A 16973-nucleotide genomic window follows, 5' to 3' on the forward strand; every position below is an offset into this window, starting at 1 on the left:
TGGATCGAATCACCAAGTATCACAACACATTCCGGCCACACCGCGTTGCGGAGAAAATTAGGTGAAACCATGTTCCTGCCCATACTCATCCTCCTGATCGTGCTCGCCCCCGTCCTTCTGCCGGCGATCATCACCACTGTCCACTGGCTCACCGGACCAAGCGCAGCCAGCCACCCAGGACCGCGTCGCGGCTAACTTCCCGAAACCCGTTATTTGCGCTGTAGAACGGTGATCCCATACCAATGGCAGATCAGCAACGCGAGTTCGACGTCGAGCCGATCGCTGTCGATCTCGCGGCCGCGCCGGGCCACCGCACGGCCGACGCGATACTTCACCGTGTTGAAGTGCAGATTGAGTTCCTCGGCCGCCGTCTTGTAGCTCGAGCCGCAACCCAGATATACGCGCAACGTATCCCGCAGCCGCGCGTCGTTCTCGTCGTCGCCCCCGAGGTCACCCAGCACCTTGGTGACCCATGCGCAGGTATCGCCGACGTCGCCGCTGAGCAGCGCCGCAATGGACACCCCGGGGTCGGTCGCCGCAATCACAGTCGGTTCCCGCTTGCCGACCACCGCGACGCGGCGGGCGCTTTCGGCCTCCCGGTACGACTGGCGAAAACCCTCGATGCCGCCGGCTACCGTACCGATCGCCACACTCGGGGAATCCGGTCTCGCGAGAGCGAATTGGCGAACCTTGGCCGCCGCATCAGCCGGCGCGGCACGGTAGGGCAGCCACCCCCATCCGCAGGTCCGATCGGCGGCGATGAAGAGCGCGCCGCCGGCCGCACCGGCGGCGTCGCCCAGTTCACGGAGAAACCTTTGCAGCCGGGCAAGTTCGTTGCCCTCGGCGCTCGCGTCGGGGTACCACATCACGAGCCCAAGGTGGTGCCACCGCAGCGGATAGCGGATCGACGTCGAGGTCGCATCCACGTCGATGGGCTTGGTTGCGGCAAGGATCTCCCGCACCCGCAGGGCACGAAGGCTGTTCTGGTTCTCCAGCCAGCGTTCACGTTCATCTTCGTAGGCCACGACGACTTGTTGGGAGATCCAGTCGATGTATTCGTACAGGGTGGCGCTAATCGCTTCGATGACCGTGTATCTCGTCTGTTCGGAGATATCGAGCGCCCGCACTTCGGCGAAGACCAGCTCATTCATCAGCCGCTGACCGAGCCGATAGGCGCGCACGAGCGCGTTGACGGGCACCCCGTGTTGTGCCAATCGCCGGGCGTACTCCAGCGCCGCGGTCGGCGCCTCGACCCGCTCCACCGCGATGTCGTAGCGCAGCGCACGCAGAACGGTATCCACATTTCCCTCAACGCTGGCCCCGAGCAGGTCCATTAACCGTTCGTCGTCGGGCAGTTCCGGGATCTGATCCTCCAGGAAGCGGTGCATGACCGACGACAGCTCTGCCAGCCGATTGTGCAATAGTTCGGCGGTCTTGGCGACGTGGCGGCTGACCTCAACGTCGCTGTCCAACTGCGTCTTCACCACGCTCCTGACGGTAGACCTCGCCGCCCACGATGGCGGGCAAATTGCCGGGTCAGCCTGCCAAGCAACATTGTCTTCCGGCGACAACACCCGCGCGGATCTTCGTCGGCCGGCGACTGTTTCCCGACGGGCCCGATTCCTAATGTTGCGACCAGCAGAAAACCCGCAAGCAAAGGAGTAACTCCGATGGGTTTCACCAAGCCGTACTTACCCGACGTTGATCCCGATACCTTCCTGACGAAGCCATTGATGGAACGGATGCGGATCCTCGCCACCGATTGGGCCGAAAACGGCTTCGGCTCACCGAAGATGATCCACACCATTTACCTCGTGAAGCTGGTCGTGTTCTTCGCAATTGGCGGTCTCACTGTCGCGACGGTGACGTCGGGACTGCCCGCCTTCTGGCAGGTGAGCCAATGGTGGAACCAGCCGATCGTCTACCAGAAGGTGATTCTGTGGACGGTGCTTCTCGAGGCCATCGGTGTGGCCGGCTCGTGGGGGCCGTTGGCGGGCAAGGTCAAGCCGATGACCGGCGGCATCCTGTTCTGGGCCCGGCCCGGAACCATCCGGCTGCGCCCATGGAAGTGGGTGCCGTTCACTAACGGCGACCACCGCACCTGGTTCGACATCGCGATCTACCTAGCACTGCTGGTGAGCTTGGCCGTCCCGCTGTTGTCACCGGGTGTGCACAGCGATTCACTCTCAAAGGCGGTGCCGGACAACATATCCGGCATGGTGAACCCCGTCCTGCTGGTCGCGCCGATCGTGCTGCTGGTGCTGATCGGCCTGCGGGACAAGACCATCTTTCTGGCCGCCCGCGGCGAGCAGTACCTGCCGGTCTTGGTGATCTTCACCGTGCTGCCGTTCATCAACATGATCATCGCGCTGAAAATGGTGATCGTGGTGGTGTGGGTCGGCGCCGGCTTCTCGAAGTTCGGTAAGCACTTCTCCAACGTCATTCCGCCGATGGTGAGCAATACGATATTCGCGCCCAAATGGGTGCGCCGGGCGCACTACCGCGAATTCCCGCGCGACATGCGGCCGTCGCGGCTGGCGGACTTCATGGCACACGTCAATGGCACCACTGTCGAAATCGCGGCCCCGCTGGTCTTGTTCTTCTCCACGAATAAGTGGGTGACGCTGTTCGCGGTGCTGTTGATGGTGGGCTTCCACCTGTTCATCGTCTCGACCTTCCCGCTCGCGGTGCCGCTGGAATGGAACGTGGTTTTCGCCTACACGACCGTCTTCTTGTTCCTCGGCTTCCCGAACTGGAAGGGATATGCCCCGTGGAATATGACACCGCCCTGGCTGGCCTTCGTCATCGCCGCCGCGCTGCTGTTCTACCCGGTGCTGGGCAACCTGCGTCCGGACAAGGTGTCCTTCCTGCCTTCGATGCGGCAGTACGCGGGCAACTGGGCTTCGGCGTTATGGACCTTTGCGCCCGGTTCCGAGCAGAAGCTCAACAACGTCACCCGCTCGGCCTCCAACCAGCTCGACCAGTTCGTGGCCGCCGGCTACGAACCGAAGTGGGCGGAGATCACCCTGCAGAAGACGACGGCGTGGCGGAGCATGCATAGCCAGGCACGCGGCCTGTACTCGCTGATGCTGACCCACCTGCCCGACATCGACGGCCGCACGGTGCGAGAGGGCGAGTTCGTCTGCAACTCGCTGATCGGCTTCAACTTCGGCGACGGCCACCTGCACAATGCGGACATGATCCGGGCCGTACAGCGCGAAGCCGCATTCGAGCCGGGCGAGTGCGTCGTCGCCTGGGTGGAGTCGGAGGCCTTCGGCAGCGGTGTGCAGCGCTACCAGCTGATCGACGCCGCGCTCGGTGTGGTCGAGCGTGGCACCTGGAAGGTGGCCGACGCGGTCGCCGAGCAGCCCTGGCTACCCAACGGCCCCATCCCGACTAACGTGGAATGGTCCCTGACCGGCACCACGCCGGCCGTCCGGGACGACCAAGAACACGGTCACGGAGCGCTGGCATGAGTACCGCACTGGTAGTAGGGGGCGGGCCCAACGGGCTCGCCGCCGCCATCGCCCTGGCCGCCGAAGGCGTACAGGTCACCGTGCTCGAGGCCGCCGACGAGGTCGGCGGCGGCACCCGCAGCAGCGAGGCCATCATCCCCGGCCTGCTGCACGACCACTGCTCGGCGATTCACCCGATGGCCGTCGGCTCGCAGTTCCTCGGCAGCTTCGACCTGCAGCGGTACGGATTGTCGTGGCGCTGGCCGGAGATCGATTGCGTCCACCCGCTCGACGGCGGCACCGCCGGCGTGCTGCACCGCTCGGTGCAGCAGACCGCGGCCGGTCTCGGTCGCGACGGGGCGCGCTGGCAGCTCGCATTCGACTACCCGGCCTCGCATTTCGACGCACTCAGTGACGACATCATGGGGCCGCTGCTGCGAGTCCCGCATCATCCGCTGATGTTGGCCCGATTCGGTGCGCCCACAGTGCTTCCCGCGTCCACGTTCGCCCGGGTGTTCCGCACGGAGGAAGGCCGGGCGTTGTTCGGAGGTGTTGCGGCCCACGCCTTCCGGCCGCTGCACTACCCGATGACCTCCGCGATCGGGATGGGCATCATCGCGGCCGGCCACCGGCACGGCTGGGCGGTGGCATCGGGTGGATCGCAGTCGATCAGCAACGCCATGGTCGCGCTGCTGGGCGACCTGGGCGCCAAGATCGAAACCGGTGTCCGGGTGCAGAACGTATCGCAGCTGCCACCGGCGGACGTCACGATGTTCGATCTGGCGCCGAGTGCCCTCGCCGGCATCCTCGGAGACCGTCTCCCGAGGCGAATCTCGGCTGCCTTCACCAGGTTCCGGCGTGGACCCGGCGCGTTCAAGGTCGACTTCGCCGTCGAGGGCGGCGTGCCCTGGACGAATCCGGACGCCCATCGGGCCGGCACGGTGCACCTGGCCGGGACCTACTCCGAACTCGCCGCGACCGAACGGGACATCCATGCCGGGCGCATGCCCGAGCGGCCGTTCGTGCTGGTTGGTCAGCAGTATCTGGCCGATCCACAACGTTCGGTGGGCAATACCCACCCGGTGTGGAGCTACGCACACGTCCCCAACGGCTACGCCGGCGACGCGACCGAGGCGATCATCGCTCAAATCGAGCGATTCGCGCCCGGTTTCCGGGACCGCATCATCGGCCAGGTCGTCCGCTCGGCGACGCAGATGGCCACCTACAACGCCAACTATGCCGGCGGCGACATCATGACCGGCGCCAAGGACATTCGCCAGCTGACATTCGGTCCGCGAATCACTCTGTCGCCCTACACCATTGGAGTTCCTGGCATGTACATCTGCTCGGCGGCCACCCCGCCCGGACCCGGCGCGCATGGCATGTGCGGCGCCAACGCGGCCCGCCTCGCCCTCGACTACCTGGCCCGGAAGGACTAAGGGAACGAGACGACGACCTTGTCGGCGGCGCCGGGTGTGCTGGCAAGTTCCAGCGCTTCGCCGATGTTGTCGAACGCGATGGTGTGGCTGACGATCAGCGCGTATTTCTCCCAGTTCGCGACGAGATCCTTGGTCACCTGGAAGATCTCGTCGGGGTACCCCATGGAACCCACGATGGTGATCTCGTTGCTCATCACGTTGATGAGCTCGACGGGAACCGGTTCTTTGTGCACGCCCACGATTCCCAGGGTGGCGCCCTTCTGGGCTGCGGCCAGCGCGGTGTTGACGACCGCGGGCACCCCGGCGGCGTCCAGGTAGATGTCGGTGCCGGCCTTGCCCGGGAACCTCGACTCACCCGCACCGTGCAGCTCGATGAGGCGCGGAATGACATCCTCCTCGGCGGAGTTGATCACCGCGTCGGCCCCGACCTGTAGCGCCTTGTCCAGACGGCTCGAGATGAGATCGACGACCACGACATGGCTCACACCAAGGGATTTGAAAGCCAGCGTCGCGCCCAGCCCGATCGGCCCGGCGCCGAAGATGACGACTTTGTCTGACGGCTTGGGTTTGCACTGATTGGCGCCATGCCGGGCGACGGCCATCGGTTCGTTGAGCGCGGCGACTTCCCACGGGATGTGGCTCGGGATGACTTCGAGACTGGTTCCGCGAACGGCGTTTTCGATCAACAGGTAATCCGCGAGGGCCCCGGCGGCTCCCCCGTTGCCGATGATGCCGCTCGGTGCTGCCATCGGATTGATGACAACGTGATCGCCGACGGCGATGCCGGACACCTGCTCGCCGACCTCGACCACTTCGCCGGCCGGTTCATGCCCCAGTGGTGTGTGTCCCTGACGCGGCGGGATACCGCCGATCGTGATGTAGAACGCGTCGGAGCCGCAGATGCCGCAGGCGCGCATTCGGACGAGGACGTCGTTCGGGCCGGCCTGCGGGCGATCAGCCTCGACGACCTCTGCCTTACCCGGGCCGGTGACCACTGACATTTTCATGACGCTGCCTCGAGTTCGATGTCGAAGGTGTCCAGGTATTCGGCGAAGACCGGCTTGAGTTGTTCGACGGTCAGGCCGTATTGGTCGAGGCTGTAGGTGTTGAGGGCGAACAGGTCCTGCGGATGCTCGGTGAGCCAATTGCGCATGCGTGCTTCGGTTTCAGCGGTCAACGGCTCGTCGGCCCACTCGTAGATGCGGCGCATCACGTCCATCGGGTCGCGCATCATCTCGTGGTAGTACATGTGGAAGAAGCGGTCGTCGCCGATGCGATCGCGCGCCCGTAGCGGCCGGTCGACGTGGTAGCGCATCTGCCACGTCGCGGCGCGCCCCATGTCCGTCTGATCGAGCAGCTCGGTATTCATCACCAAGCTCTGCGGTAGCCGCCACAGGTTGCACAGCGACCCGGTCGCCTTGTAGGGGTCGCGATGCGCCCAGATCAACCGCGCATCGGGGAACACCTTCAGCAGCGCGTCGATATGTACCGAATGCGACGGCATCTTCAGACTCCACGTGCCGGGTGCTTTCGATTGCAGCACTTGCAGATAGCGCTTTTGGTACTCGTAGGTGCTGCTCATGTCGGTCTCGTCGAAGAGCCACCGGGCATAGCGATCCGTCGGAAGGAAAGAATCCCAGGACAGGCCCTTGAAGTCCTGGTTGTGAATGAACATGTCCTCGGTCGGGCCGTCGGCGTCTTCCCAGTGCGGCAGCGGCATTTTCGCCTGCTTGACGAACTCCAGAATGTTGCGCTGCTCCTCCAGCAGCGCCAGACACCGGGGATCGGTGCGCAGCGTCTCGGTGCTGGCCGGCGGTACGGGGTGCACACACTGCCAATGCAGAAGCGATCGGTGTGCGGGGTCCTGGTCGAGCAGGTAGCTGATCACCGTGGTGCCGGTGCGGGGCATACCGAGCACGAACAGTGGCCGCTGCACGGGGGTGTCCAGCACTTCGGGGTGGGCCTCAATGTAGGCATGAACCTGCATGCGCCGCCCCAGGGCGTTGGTGGCGTCGTCGAGGACACGTTCTCGGCCGAACGGAGTGAAAGCCGGCAAGTTGTTGAGGTCCTCGAACATCACCGTCAGCCCGTCTCGCCAGGAGTCGGAGTCGATTTCGGTGAGACCGGTGCGTTGGGCGGCCAGTTTGAAGACGTCGTCGGCGCCGGCAACGTTGTCGTATTCGCTCACGGTTCAGACCGTCAGGTATCCGCCGTCGACAGCGATGGTGCTGCCGGTGATGTACGACGCGGCTTCGGTACACAAGAACAACGCCGCGCCGGCGCAGTCCTGCGGTGTTCCGGGTCTGCCCAGCGGGGTGTGGAAGCCGATCTCGACGTCCATCACCTCGGGAATACCCATGGCCGGGTGCGTCATTCGGGTGTCGATCAGCCCGGGCGCGATGGCGTTGACCCGGATGCCGTCGTTGGCCCACCGGCGGGAGAGGTTCATCGTCAACGAGAGCAAACCCATCTTCGACGAGCCGTAGCCCGGGACGAAGACCGCCGAGCGGAACGCGGACATCGAGACGATGGTGACAACGCTCGCACCGCCGGGGGCCTGGCTGGACTTGAGCCGCTGATGGCAGCGCATCGTTAACCGCATGGGGCCCAACATATTCTGCGTCACTGATGCGACGTAGCCGTCGGGGTCGTATTCGTCGCCCGCGGGATAGGGGCCGCCCGCGTTGTTGATCAAGATGTCGAGTTCACCCAGTGAGTCGGCCAGGGCGTCGACCGAGTCGGGATCCTGAATCTGGCACTGGCGATAGGTGAATGCGCTCAGGTCCGTCTCGGGATAGTCGCCGGCCGATCCGCGGGTGCCGGTCACCGTGACGGCAGCGCCGGCCTTGGCGAAATCGGCCGCGATCGCATTACCGATGCCGCTGGTGCCGCCGGTCACCAACACATTGGTGCCGGTGAAGTCGAAGCTGATGGTGTTCATGCGTCCGCCCTCAATTCGTTGATTGATTTGGTGAGCCAGGCCTTTTCCCAGAAGTTTTCGGAGTCTGCGAGCAGCGCCTCGTGGGCGTCGGCGGCAACCGCGCGGGCCGCGGCGTGTCCGGGTTGGGCGGTGAGGACAAGGTCGGTGAGGTGTATGGCCTGCACCGCTCGCCCGTCGCCGACGTGGCCGCGAGCCGCCTCGACCAGCGCGTCGGCTCCCGCGGCGTTAACCACGTCCGCGGCAATGGAATCCGGGGCCACCCCGTAGAGCTCGGTGGTGGACCGATGCCGGAACCATCCCGTGTACATCTCCCAGATGGCGCGCACGTTCCACGACGTCTTGCCGTAGCCTTCGCCGACGTCGAGCGCCGCGGGCACCTTGACTTCGCGCATCGCCGTGTGGATGTCGGCGCCGGAGTTCATCAGCTCCGCGGTGCGATCGTGGACGGCCTGCATGGCGTCGCGCATCGCGGTGACCTCCTCGGCGATCCGATCGGCACCCTCGATCGGAGCGAAATGGCCGGTGATCAGCCGCTCCGGTCCATAGGCCAGCACGGTGTTCAACGACTCGATGTAGAGGATCGGGTCGCGGTAGCGGTCGCCGCGGATGGTCATCAGGTTCGGCACGTGGCCGAACAGCGGACCGAACAGGTTGCCACTGAACAGGATTCGATCCTGAGGGAGCCACACCACCAGCGCGTCCGTGGTTTCGCCGCCCGGCGTCCAGGCCAGCTCGAAGGTGCGCCCACCGACCGTCATCTCATGGTGACGGTCGAACGTCGTGGTCGGCTCGGGAAAGGAGAAGTCGATCGTCGCGGGATCGAGGGTCTTGAAATGCTCGAGGACGGCCTCGGAGAACTTCTGGAAGGCGAACGACGTCTTGGGCACGCGGTAGCCCATCAGGAGATTGTTGTCGTCGCGCCAGTACCGGTAGTTGCGATGCATGACTATCTCGGTCTTGGGGTCGGTGCCGTCGTCGCGCAGCGTGTGCACCCCGCCCCAATGGTCGGCGTGCCCCTGGGTGACGACGATGGCCCGCGCCGGGCCCGGCACCTCGGCAAAAGCCTTGCGGTGCAACGGGCCCTCGAAGACCAGGCCGGTGTTGACCAGGACCCGGCCCGCGTCGGTGGCCACGGCGTAGGAATTGGAGACACCGGGCGACATCCAGATGTCGTTGCCCAGCGGCGTCGCAGGAGTGTCGGTCGCCGCCGCCAGATCGGCGGCTCCGGGACGCTCCCGGTGAATCCCAGCCATGACTGGCGATCCTCTACAGTTCTAGAGGTAAAGTCAATATCCTCGATACGGAGAGGGTGATCCATGGGACTGCGCGGTCTGGCCGAACGAAGTGCCGTCGTGGTCGGCGGCGCCACCGGCATCGGCGCCGCGACGGCTACCCGGCTCGGCGCCGAAGGCTGCCGGGTCGTCATCGGTGACGTCGTGGTCGACGCCGCCGAGCAGACAGCAGCGCGCATCGTCGCGGCCGGCGGCACCGCCGTTCATGTCGCCTTCGACCTCGCCGATCCCGGGTCGGTTTCTCACCTGATCGACTCTGCCGCAACGACTTACGGCGGAGTCGACCTGCTGTTCAACGTCGGCGCGGACATGAGCGCGATCCGCGCTGACACCGATGTGGTCGACATCGACTTCGACGTGTGGGATCGCGTGATGACGGTGAACCTGCGGGGCTATGTGGCCGCTATGAAATACGCCGTCCCGGAAATGCTCAAACGCGGCGGCGGCGCGATCGTCAACATGTCCTCGGCGGCGGCTTTCCAGGGCGAGCCTGCCCGACCGGCCTACGCCACCGCGAAAGCCGGGATCGGCGCGCTGACCCGCCATGTCGCAGCCAGGTGGGGCAAGGAAGGTATTCGCTGCAACGCGGTGGCGCCGGGATTTACCGCGACGGAGGCCATCCGTTCGGTTCCGCAATGGCCGGAGCTGCAGGCCGGCGCGCTGAAGCGCATTCGTGGAACTCGCGTCGGCGATCCCGAGGACATCGCCGCGCTGGTCGCCTTCCTGCTGTCCGAGGAAGGCGAGTGGATCAACGGTCAGGTCGTCAATATCGACGGCGGCACCGTCCTTCGGTGACCCATGGCAGCCAGCACGAGATCCCGGAAACGCAACGGCGACGAACGCCGGCGCGAACTGTGTGACGCCGCGATCCAAGTGCTGGCCGAGCACGGATCTCGCGGGCTCACACACGGACAAGTCGATCGCTGCGCGGGAGTGCCCGAGGGCACGACGTCGTACTACTACCGCACCCGAGCGGCGCTGTTGCGGGGCGTCGGCACTCGGATCGCCGAGATCGATGTCGCCAACCTGCAGTCGGTGATCGACGAGCCACTCGACGCGCTCTCTCCGTTCGCGCATCTGGCGGAGTTGACCATGATGCAGGCCGACGGGCCCGGGCTGATGCTGAATCGGGCGCGGCATGAATTGGTGCTGGGGGCGGTGCGGGATCCCGGTCTCGCCGAGACGTCGCAGACGTTCGTCGCCCGGATCAACGCGATGGCCCACGAGGCGATCGCGCACCTGCAGCCGGGTATCGACGATCCCGCGCTGCTCGATGCGCAGACGACGGCCGTCACGACATTCATCGCCGGTGTGTTCACCCGGCTCGTCGGCGGAGACCGCACCATCAGCAACGCCAGGCAACTCGCCGGGCTGCTGGAGGCTGTCGCGACCGCGGTGTCGCTGCAGCGGGCCTAAGCGTCGCGGCGAAAACCCCTGTGCAGTCGCGTGACAGGCCCTAACGTAGTTGCCGATTGGTGTTTCCACGCCGGAGCGCCGGGAGGATTGGATGGAAATGAAGCGACTTTTCGCCGCTGGTCTGCTGGCTTTCGCGGGGTTGATGACGGCTGGAGTGGGCGTCAGCAGCGCCGACACGATCCAGACCGAAGGTAACTACCCGACTCGGCAGGCCTGTCAGGACGCCGGCCCTGGTGTGAAGGCCACGACACCTGGGGGCTGGAACAACTTCTGGTGCGTCCCGGATCGCAACGTTGGCGGCAACTGGAAGTTAGTTCTCAGCAACTAGTAGGTGTAGAAGCCCTCGCCGGTCTTGATGCCGAGCTTGCCGGCGTCGATGTAGGACTGCAGCAGGTCGCGCACGCTCTGCGGTAGGTGTGGAAGCTCGGCGGCGTAGTGGTTTTCGATGTCGAGCACGACGTCCAGGCCGACTAGGTCCATCATCTGAAACGGGCCGACCGAGACGCCCAAGGCGAGCTTGAATATCCCGTCGATATCCTCGGGGCGAGCGACGCCCTCGGCAACGACGGCCAGCGACTCGCGCTTGATGGCCGCCCAGATGCGATTGAAGATGAAACCCGTGCTTTCCTTACGCGCTTCGAAGGGATGCACGCCGAATTCGGGCAGCACGGTCAGCAGCGTGTCGAGCAGGCCGCGATCAGTCTGGCCGTCCGACATCAACTCGATCGCGTTGATGTCTGGTGGCATGTAGAAGTGCATGTTGCACAAACGTGTTTTATCCCTGATGTTTTCCGCCATCAGCCGCGATGGGATGGACGACGAGTTGGTCCCGAAGATGGTGCCCGCCGGCGCGGCTTGGTCGATCTCGCCCCACAGCGGAATCTTGATTTCGAGCTTCTCCGGGACCGACTCGATGGCCAGCCATGCGTCGTCCAACGCCTCGTCGAGCGACCCGGTGGCCGTCACGACGCCGACTTCGCCAAATCCCCGGTCGGCCACCAGCTTCGGTAGCGCCTGGGTCACGAACTGTGTTGCTTCGTCGCGTTGTTCTTCGCGCCGCGCGTAGATTCGCACGGTTCCGCCGCGGGTGGCGAACATCAGGGCGACCCGGCGGCCCAAGGTGCCCGCCCCGATTATCGCGACCGGGCGGCTTTGGATGTCTTCGAACGTGTATGCATACGAATCAGTCACATACGCATGCTAAGTCCCGGCGGCGCGGCCGGATCCGTCGCTCACCGACAAAGAATCCCGCAGCGTTGTCTCGCGCCGACAATCGGAAGCTTCGCGGCCGCCGATGCCGGAGCTGAACCTGGGTGACTTCTTGCCCACCTCTGAGCGACAATCGATGCTCCCCCTGAATTTCCGAAACATCGTGTGTCACTTGTGTTTCAGTGGTCTCTGAGCGGGGTTTTTGTCGGTGGGTGGGTTTAGTTTCGAGGTATGAGTTCGGCCGTTCTTGATCGAGAAGTGTTCACCGCAAAGTGCGACGCGTTGGACACCGCACTCGAGGACGTCATCGGCCTGGATAGCGGGATGCTGCGCACCCAGGAGCGGCTCGCCTTGCTGGAACGCTACGAGAAGGTGCGACGGCGCCTGTGCGCCGGTGAACATCCCCTGATCAACCAACTCCAGCAGGAGGCCACCCCCGAAGAACTCGGCGGCAAACTCTCCCACGCGATCGCCGACTGGACGCTGACCAGCCGCGCCGAAGCCGCCCGGCGCGTCCGCGACGCCGCCGACCTCGGCGAACGGCACGGACTGACCGGCGAACCGTTGACGCCGGTGTTGGCGGCCACCGCGGCCGCGCAGCGCGCCGGGCGGCTCGGGACCGAGCATGTCGCGGTGATCCGCCGCTTCTACCACCAGCTACCCGGCTGGATCGATCAGGCCACCCGCGACCAGGCCGAATCCGATTTGGCCAGGTTGGCTTCGCAGTACCGCCCCGACCAACTCGCCGCCCTCGCTGATCGGCTCGCCGACTGCCTCAACCCCGACGGCAGCTACAGCGACGACGACCGCGCCCACCGGCGGGGAGTCACGCTGGGCAAGCAAGGGGCCGACGGCATGTCGGCGCTGAGCGGCTGGCTGACCCCCGAACTGCGCGCCACGCTCGAGGCGGTGTTGGCCAAACTCGCCGCCCCCGGCATGGGCAATCCCAACGACCACACCCCCTGCATCGACGGCGCACCCACCCAACAGGCCATCGACGGTGACCCCCGCAGCCCCGCACAGCGCAACCATGACGGGCTGAACGCCGCCCTGCGCGCGGTGCTCGCGTCCGGAGACCTCGGTCAACACAATGGGCTGCCGGCCTCCATCATCGTCACCACCACCCTGACCGAACTGGAAGCAGCAGCCGGGCACGGAATCACCGGCGGCGGCACCCGCCTACCCATGTCCGACGTGATCCGCCTGGCCCGCCATGCCCACCACTATCTGGCCGTCTTCGACAAGGCCAAACCCGTAAGCCTGTATCACACCAAACGACTCGCGTCGGCCGGCCAACGAATCGTCTTGTACGCCAAAGACCTTGGTTGCAGCGCACCCGGATGCGACGTCGGCGGCTACTACTGCGAAGTCCACCACGTCACCGACTACGCACAATGCCACACCACCGACATCGACAACCTCACCCTGACCTGCGGCACCCACCACCGACTCCTTCGACCCCGCGGCTGGACCACCCGAAAACGCGCCAACGGCGACACCCAATGGATCCCACCCCCGCACCTCGACCGCGGCCAACCCCGCACCAACACCTTCCACCACCCCGAAAAGCTCCTCCTCGACCAAGACGACGACGAGGTGGCGTAACAGCTATAGCAGCGTGATCTGTTCGGGCTCCGGCTCAGCCGGCTCGAGCAGTTGCGGCCCGTTGTTGCGGACGCTGTTCACCAATCGGGAGACCTCCCGCAACTCGATGCCGCGCACGTCCGGCACCTGCGCCAGCAACTCGGCGTCGAGCGGGTTGTCCGGATTCAGCCAGGCGTCCCAGTCGCGCTCGGCCAGCATCAACGGCATCCGATCGTGGACCTCGGCCAGCTCGCCGACGGCGTCGGTGGTGATGATGGTGCAACTCAGCAGCGGGTCCGCCTCCTTGGCGGGTTTCCAGACCGACCACAGGCCGGCCATGAACACCATGTCGCCGTCGTCGCGGTGCATGAAGAACGGCGTCTTGGCGGTTTTCTTGCCCGCGGCGTTGTCCGGATTGGGCCGCCATTCGTACCAGCCGTCCATCGGCACCAGGCAGCGCTTGCTTTTGGCCGAACCGCGGAACGCCGGCGAACTGGCCACCTTGTCGGCCCGGGCATTGATCAGCAGCGGACCCTTGTTATCCGGGGCACCGTCGGGACCGGCCTTGACCCACGGCGGAACCAGTCCCCAGCGCATCAACCGCACCCGGCGAGTCGGCTCGTCGTCCGGCTCGCTGTGGCGGGATACCACCGTCGCAACCGTGGCAGTAGGAGCCACGTTGTAGTTGGGCTCCCCCGCACGCTCCGAGGTACCGGTGGCTTCATCGATCGCTTTGATCTTCTCGGCCAGCAGGGCCGGATCCGTCGTGACCGCAAACCGTCCACACATAACCTCCATGGTGCCCGGTACCCACGACACCCGCCGACACGGCAGGATGAAACGGTGACCACCGAGCCCTGGACGGCCCCACTCGCGCCGACGCCGGTCCACGCGACCGTGACCATTCCGGGCTCGAAATCCCAGACCAACCGGGCGCTGATCCTCGCGGGACTCTCGAGCGCCCAGGGCCAAGGCCCCTCGACGCTGCGCGGAGCACTGCGCAGCCGCGACACCGACCTGATGATCGGCGCACTCAGGGCCCTGGGCTTGCAGGTGGACGGAACCGGCCCCGAACTGGAGGTCAGCGGCCGGATCGAACCGGCCGCCGGCGCGCGAGTGGACTGCGGCCTGGCCGGCACGGTGTTGCGCTTCGTTCCGCCGTTGGCGGCGCTGGCCGACGCGGGGGTGGAATTCGACGGCGACGAGCAGGCGCGAGTCCGGCCCATCGCACCTCTGCTGGATGCCCTGCGCGGTCTCGGCGTTCGGATCGACGGCACCGGTCTGCCGTTCCGGGTGCTGGGCAGCGGATCGGTCCCCGGCGGCACCGTGTCCATCGACGCGTCGGCGTCGTCGCAGTTCGTGTCGGGACTGTTGCTCTCCGGTGCGTCGTTCGCCGACGGCCTGACCGTCCAACACACCGGGTCGGCGGTACCGTCGGCGCCGCACATTGCGATGACGACCGTGATGCTGCGGCAGGCCGGCGTCGATATCGACGATTCGGAGGCCAACCGGTGGCAGGTGCGCTCCGGCGCGGTCGCGGCCAGGCACTGGGACGTCGAACCCGATCTGACGAACGCCGTTCCGTTCCTGGCAGCGGCCGTGGTCACCGGCGGAACAGTGCGCATCACCGATTGGCCGGCGAACAGCGTGCAACCCGCCGACGACATTCTCGGCGTCCTGGGCAAGCTGAATGCCGTTGTCAGCCATACAGATTCCGTTCTGGAGATACGGGGCTCAGCGGGCTACGACGGCTTCGATGTCGATCTGCGCGCCGTCGGCGAACTCACCCCGTCGGTGGCGGCGTTGGCGGCGCTGGCCACCCCGGGATCGGTGTCACGGTTGAGCGGTGTCGCTCATTTGCGGGGTCACGAGACGGATCGGCTCGCCGCGTTGAGCGCAGAGATCAACCGGCTGGGGGGCAACTGTCAGGAGACGGCCGACGGTCTGGTGATCACCTCGACACCGCTGCATTCCGGCATCTGGCGCGCGTACGCCGATCATCGGATGGCGATGGCCGGCGCGATCGTCGGGCTGCGCGTAGCCGATGTCCAGATCGACGACATCGGCGCCACCAGCAAGACACTGCCGGAATTCCCCCAACTGTGGGCGCGGATGCTGGCCGATCTGGAGTCCAGCGTTTGAGGCCGCGCGACTACGACGAATCCGACGTCAAAGTCCGATCCGGCCGGGGTTCACGACCCCGGACCAAAACCCGCCCAGAGCACGCCGATGCCGAAGCCGCCATGGTGGTCAGCGTCGACCGCGGCCGCTGGGGGTGTGTGCTGGGTGGCCGCCCCGATCGCCGGGTCACCGCCATGCGGGCCCGCGAACTGGGCCGCACGCCGATCGTCGTCGGCGACGACGTCGACATCGTAGGCGATCTGTCCGGACGCCATGACACCCTGGCCCGCATCGTGCGCCGGGGTCCGCGACGAACGGTGTTGCGGCGCACCGCCGATGACACCGATGACACCGAACGAGTGGTGGTCGCCAACGCCGATCAACTGCTGATGGTGGTCGCGCTGGCGGATCCGCCGCCCCGCACCGGATTGGTCGACCGCGCACTCATTGCCGCCTACGCCGGCGGTCTGACACCGATTCTGTGCCTGACCAAGACCGACCTCGCCCCGCCCGAACCGTTTGCCGAGCAGTTCGTCGACCTGGACCTGACGGTGGTCGCCGCTGGTGTCGACGATCCCCTGCTCGCGGTGGCAGAGTTGCTCCCCGGCAAGATCACCGTGCTGCTCGGGCATTCGGGGGTGGGTAAGTCGACTTTGGTGAATCGACTTGTGCCCGAGGCAGATCGGGCGGTAGGCGTGGTCACCGATATCGGCAGGGGGCGACACACCTCGACGCAATCGGTGGCGCTGCCGCTGGGCGACTCGCTGCCGGGTTCCGGCTGGGTGATCGACACCCCGGGAATTCGCTCGTTTGGGTTGGCCCACATCCGGCCCGACGACGTGCTCGCGGCCTTCGCCGATCTGGCTGAGAAAGTGCAGGATTGCCCGCGGGGCTGCGGCCACATGGGACCGCCCGCGGACCCGGAGTGTGTGCTCGACACGCTCTCCGGACCCGCCGTTCGCCGCGTCGAGGCGGCCCGGCGGCTGCTGGCGTTGCTCAGGGAGACTTAGCCAGCCGCATGCCGAGCTCGTCGGGCGGCACCAGATGGCCCTCGCTGCACCGAATTTCGACGCTCGCCTCGGCCCCACACCCCACATGAGTCAGCCGCAGCCGGTTACGGCCCGGCAGATGGTGTCGTCCCCACTCGAACAGGGCAAAGACCACCGGCATGAAGTCGATGCCGGCCTCGGTCAACACGTACTCCTCGCGGCTACGCTGGCCGGGCTCTTGGTAGGGCTGCCGCGCCAATAGCCCGAGGTCGACCAGCTCGGCCAGTCGCGCCGACGTGGCCGCTTTGGTGATGCCGACCCGTCGGGCGAAGTCGTCGAACCGGGTGGTGCCGTAGTACGCCTCGCGCATGATCAACATGGCGGACTTGGTGCCGACCACCGACATCGTCCTCTCGATCGCGCAGTGACCGATCGGCGACCATTTCTCCCGGTCGGCCAGGGTGCCTTGCAGAAATGTCATGTAAATCACCTCCTGTCTGGGTTGATTTTAGTATACCTAGGCGTTG

At 65.9% G+C, this 16973-nt stretch carries 16 protein-coding genes; 8 read left to right on the top strand and 8 right to left on the bottom strand.

The window, feature by feature from the left end; genetic code table 11:
• Positions 1-209: 209 nt before the first annotated feature.
• On the bottom strand, positions 210-1487 hold the full coding sequence (locus ACTXG5_RS26740; RefSeq protein ID WP_445161646.1) for a helix-turn-helix domain-containing protein: 1278 nt from the start codon (positions 1485-1487) through the stop codon (positions 210-212).
• A gap of 183 nt (positions 1488-1670) precedes the next feature.
• On the opposite strand from ACTXG5_RS26740, the gene ACTXG5_RS26745 reads away from it, so the two are divergent.
• Both ACTXG5_RS26745 and ACTXG5_RS26750 read left to right on the top strand, forming a co-directional pair.
• The gene (locus tag ACTXG5_RS26745; RefSeq protein WP_445161647.1) at positions 1671-3476 is read left to right on the top strand and encodes a DUF3556 domain-containing protein; all 1806 of its coding nucleotides are present in this window, start codon (positions 1671-1673) and stop codon (positions 3474-3476) included.
• Positions 3473-4894: a phytoene desaturase family protein gene (locus ACTXG5_RS26750; protein WP_445161648.1), complete on the top strand. Its 1422-nt coding sequence runs from the start codon at positions 3473-3475 to the stop codon at positions 4892-4894. The genes ACTXG5_RS26745 and ACTXG5_RS26750 overlap by 4 nt, the downstream gene beginning before the upstream one ends.
• Here the strand turns inward: ACTXG5_RS26750 and ACTXG5_RS26755 are convergent.
• From ACTXG5_RS26755 to ACTXG5_RS26770, 4 genes are read right to left on the bottom strand one after another with little or no spacing between them, the layout of a single operon-like run.
• Positions 4891-5901, bottom strand: a complete 1011-nt coding sequence (locus tag ACTXG5_RS26755; RefSeq protein ID WP_445161649.1) for a zinc-dependent alcohol dehydrogenase — start codon at positions 5899-5901, stop codon at positions 4891-4893. The two genes, ACTXG5_RS26750 and ACTXG5_RS26755, sit on opposite strands and share 4 nt — an antisense overlap.
• Complete coding sequence (locus ACTXG5_RS26760) at positions 5898-7082, bottom strand: sulfotransferase family protein (protein ID WP_445161650.1); 1185 nt, start codon at positions 7080-7082, stop codon at positions 5898-5900. Before ACTXG5_RS26760 ends, ACTXG5_RS26755 begins: the two co-directional genes overlap by 4 nt.
• Positions 7083-7085: 3 nt before the next feature.
• Positions 7086-7835 carry an SDR family NAD(P)-dependent oxidoreductase gene (locus ACTXG5_RS26765; protein ID WP_445161651.1) on the bottom strand — a complete coding sequence of 250 codons (750 nt, stop codon included), beginning with the start codon at positions 7833-7835 and terminating at the stop codon, positions 7086-7088.
• Positions 7832-9088, bottom strand: coding sequence for an alkyl sulfatase dimerization domain-containing protein (locus ACTXG5_RS26770; protein WP_445161652.1), 1257 nt, complete (start codon positions 9086-9088; stop codon positions 7832-7834). Before ACTXG5_RS26770 ends, ACTXG5_RS26765 begins: the two co-directional genes overlap by 4 nt.
• A 63-nt stretch (positions 9089-9151) precedes the next feature.
• On the opposite strand from ACTXG5_RS26770, the gene ACTXG5_RS26775 reads away from it, so the two are divergent.
• The 3 genes from ACTXG5_RS26775 (at position 9152) to ACTXG5_RS26785 (ending at position 10871) form a co-directional block, all read left to right on the top strand.
• Positions 9152-9922, top strand: coding sequence for an SDR family NAD(P)-dependent oxidoreductase (locus tag ACTXG5_RS26775; protein ID WP_445161653.1), 771 nt, complete (start codon positions 9152-9154; stop codon positions 9920-9922).
• Between the two features lie 3 nt (positions 9923-9925).
• Positions 9926-10543: a TetR/AcrR family transcriptional regulator gene (locus ACTXG5_RS26780; protein ID WP_445161654.1), complete on the top strand. Its 618-nt coding sequence runs from the start codon at positions 9926-9928 to the stop codon at positions 10541-10543.
• A 91-nt stretch (positions 10544-10634) separates the two neighbouring features.
• Entirely contained in the window at positions 10635-10871 is a 237-nt protein-coding gene (locus ACTXG5_RS26785) for a hypothetical protein (protein WP_445161655.1), read from the top strand.
• Here ACTXG5_RS26785 and ACTXG5_RS26790 read toward each other — a convergent pair.
• Positions 10868-11734, bottom strand: coding sequence for a 3-hydroxyacyl-CoA dehydrogenase family protein (locus tag ACTXG5_RS26790; protein WP_445161656.1), 867 nt, complete (start codon positions 11732-11734; stop codon positions 10868-10870). The two genes, ACTXG5_RS26785 and ACTXG5_RS26790, sit on opposite strands and share 4 nt — an antisense overlap.
• 249 nt (positions 11735-11983) lie before the next feature.
• Between ACTXG5_RS26790 and ACTXG5_RS26795 the strand changes: the two genes are divergently transcribed.
• Positions 11984-13357, top strand: a complete 1374-nt coding sequence (locus ACTXG5_RS26795; RefSeq protein ID WP_445161657.1) for an HNH endonuclease signature motif containing protein — start codon at positions 11984-11986, stop codon at positions 13355-13357.
• Positions 13358-13360: 3 nt separating this feature from the next.
• On the opposite strand, the gene ACTXG5_RS26800 is transcribed toward ACTXG5_RS26795, so the two are convergent.
• Positions 13361-14125, bottom strand: a complete 765-nt coding sequence (locus ACTXG5_RS26800; protein WP_445161658.1) for an SOS response-associated peptidase — start codon at positions 14123-14125, stop codon at positions 13361-13363.
• A 54-nt stretch (positions 14126-14179) separates the two neighbouring features.
• On the opposite strand from ACTXG5_RS26800, the gene aroA reads away from it, so the two are divergent.
• Both aroA and rsgA read left to right on the top strand, forming a co-directional pair.
• Positions 14180-15478 (top strand): 3-phosphoshikimate 1-carboxyvinyltransferase, encoded by a 1299-nt coding sequence (gene aroA / locus ACTXG5_RS26805; RefSeq protein ID WP_445161659.1) that lies wholly within the window; start codon positions 14180-14182, stop codon positions 15476-15478.
• Complete coding sequence (rsgA, locus tag ACTXG5_RS26810; protein ID WP_445161660.1) at positions 15475-16467, top strand: ribosome small subunit-dependent GTPase A; 993 nt, start codon at positions 15475-15477, stop codon at positions 16465-16467. Before aroA ends, rsgA begins: the two co-directional genes overlap by 4 nt.
• Here rsgA and ACTXG5_RS26815 read toward each other — a convergent pair.
• Positions 16454-16927, bottom strand: coding sequence for a winged helix-turn-helix transcriptional regulator (locus ACTXG5_RS26815; protein ID WP_445161661.1), 474 nt, complete (start codon positions 16925-16927; stop codon positions 16454-16456). The genes rsgA and ACTXG5_RS26815 overlap by 14 nt on opposite strands.
• Positions 16928-16973: the final 46 nt, after the last annotated feature.

This window comes from Mycobacterium sp. Dal123C01 (assembly GCF_052566995.1).

Bases quoted from the DNA above. Each gene is read 5' to 3' on its own strand.
- ACTXG5_RS26780 (WP_445161654.1), top strand. From the start codon at position 9,926: ATGGCAGCCAGCACGAGATCCCGGAAACGCAACGGCGACGAACGCCGG.
- ACTXG5_RS26800 (WP_445161658.1), bottom strand. From the start codon at position 14,125: ATGTGTGGACGGTTTGCGGTCACGACGGATCCGGCCCTGCTGGCCGAG.
- ACTXG5_RS26815 (WP_445161661.1), bottom strand. From the start codon at position 16,927: ATGACATTTCTGCAAGGCACCCTGGCCGACCGGGAGAAATGGTCGCCG.
- ACTXG5_RS26750 (WP_445161648.1), top strand. From the start codon at position 3,473: ATGAGTACCGCACTGGTAGTAGGGGGCGGGCCCAACGGGCTCGCCGCC.
- ACTXG5_RS26745 (WP_445161647.1), top strand. From the start codon at position 1,671: ATGGGTTTCACCAAGCCGTACTTACCCGACGTTGATCCCGATACCTTC.
- ACTXG5_RS26775 (WP_445161653.1), top strand. From the start codon at position 9,152: ATGGGACTGCGCGGTCTGGCCGAACGAAGTGCCGTCGTGGTCGGCGGC.
- ACTXG5_RS26795 (WP_445161657.1), top strand. From the start codon at position 11,984: ATGAGTTCGGCCGTTCTTGATCGAGAAGTGTTCACCGCAAAGTGCGAC.
- ACTXG5_RS26765 (WP_445161651.1), bottom strand. From the start codon at position 7,835: ATGAACACCATCAGCTTCGACTTCACCGGCACCAATGTGTTGGTGACC.
- ACTXG5_RS26785 (WP_445161655.1), top strand. From the start codon at position 10,635: ATGGAAATGAAGCGACTTTTCGCCGCTGGTCTGCTGGCTTTCGCGGGG.
- ACTXG5_RS26755 (WP_445161649.1), bottom strand. From the start codon at position 5,901: ATGAAAATGTCAGTGGTCACCGGCCCGGGTAAGGCAGAGGTCGTCGAG.
- ACTXG5_RS26770 (WP_445161652.1), bottom strand. From the start codon at position 9,088: ATGGCTGGGATTCACCGGGAGCGTCCCGGAGCCGCCGATCTGGCGGCG.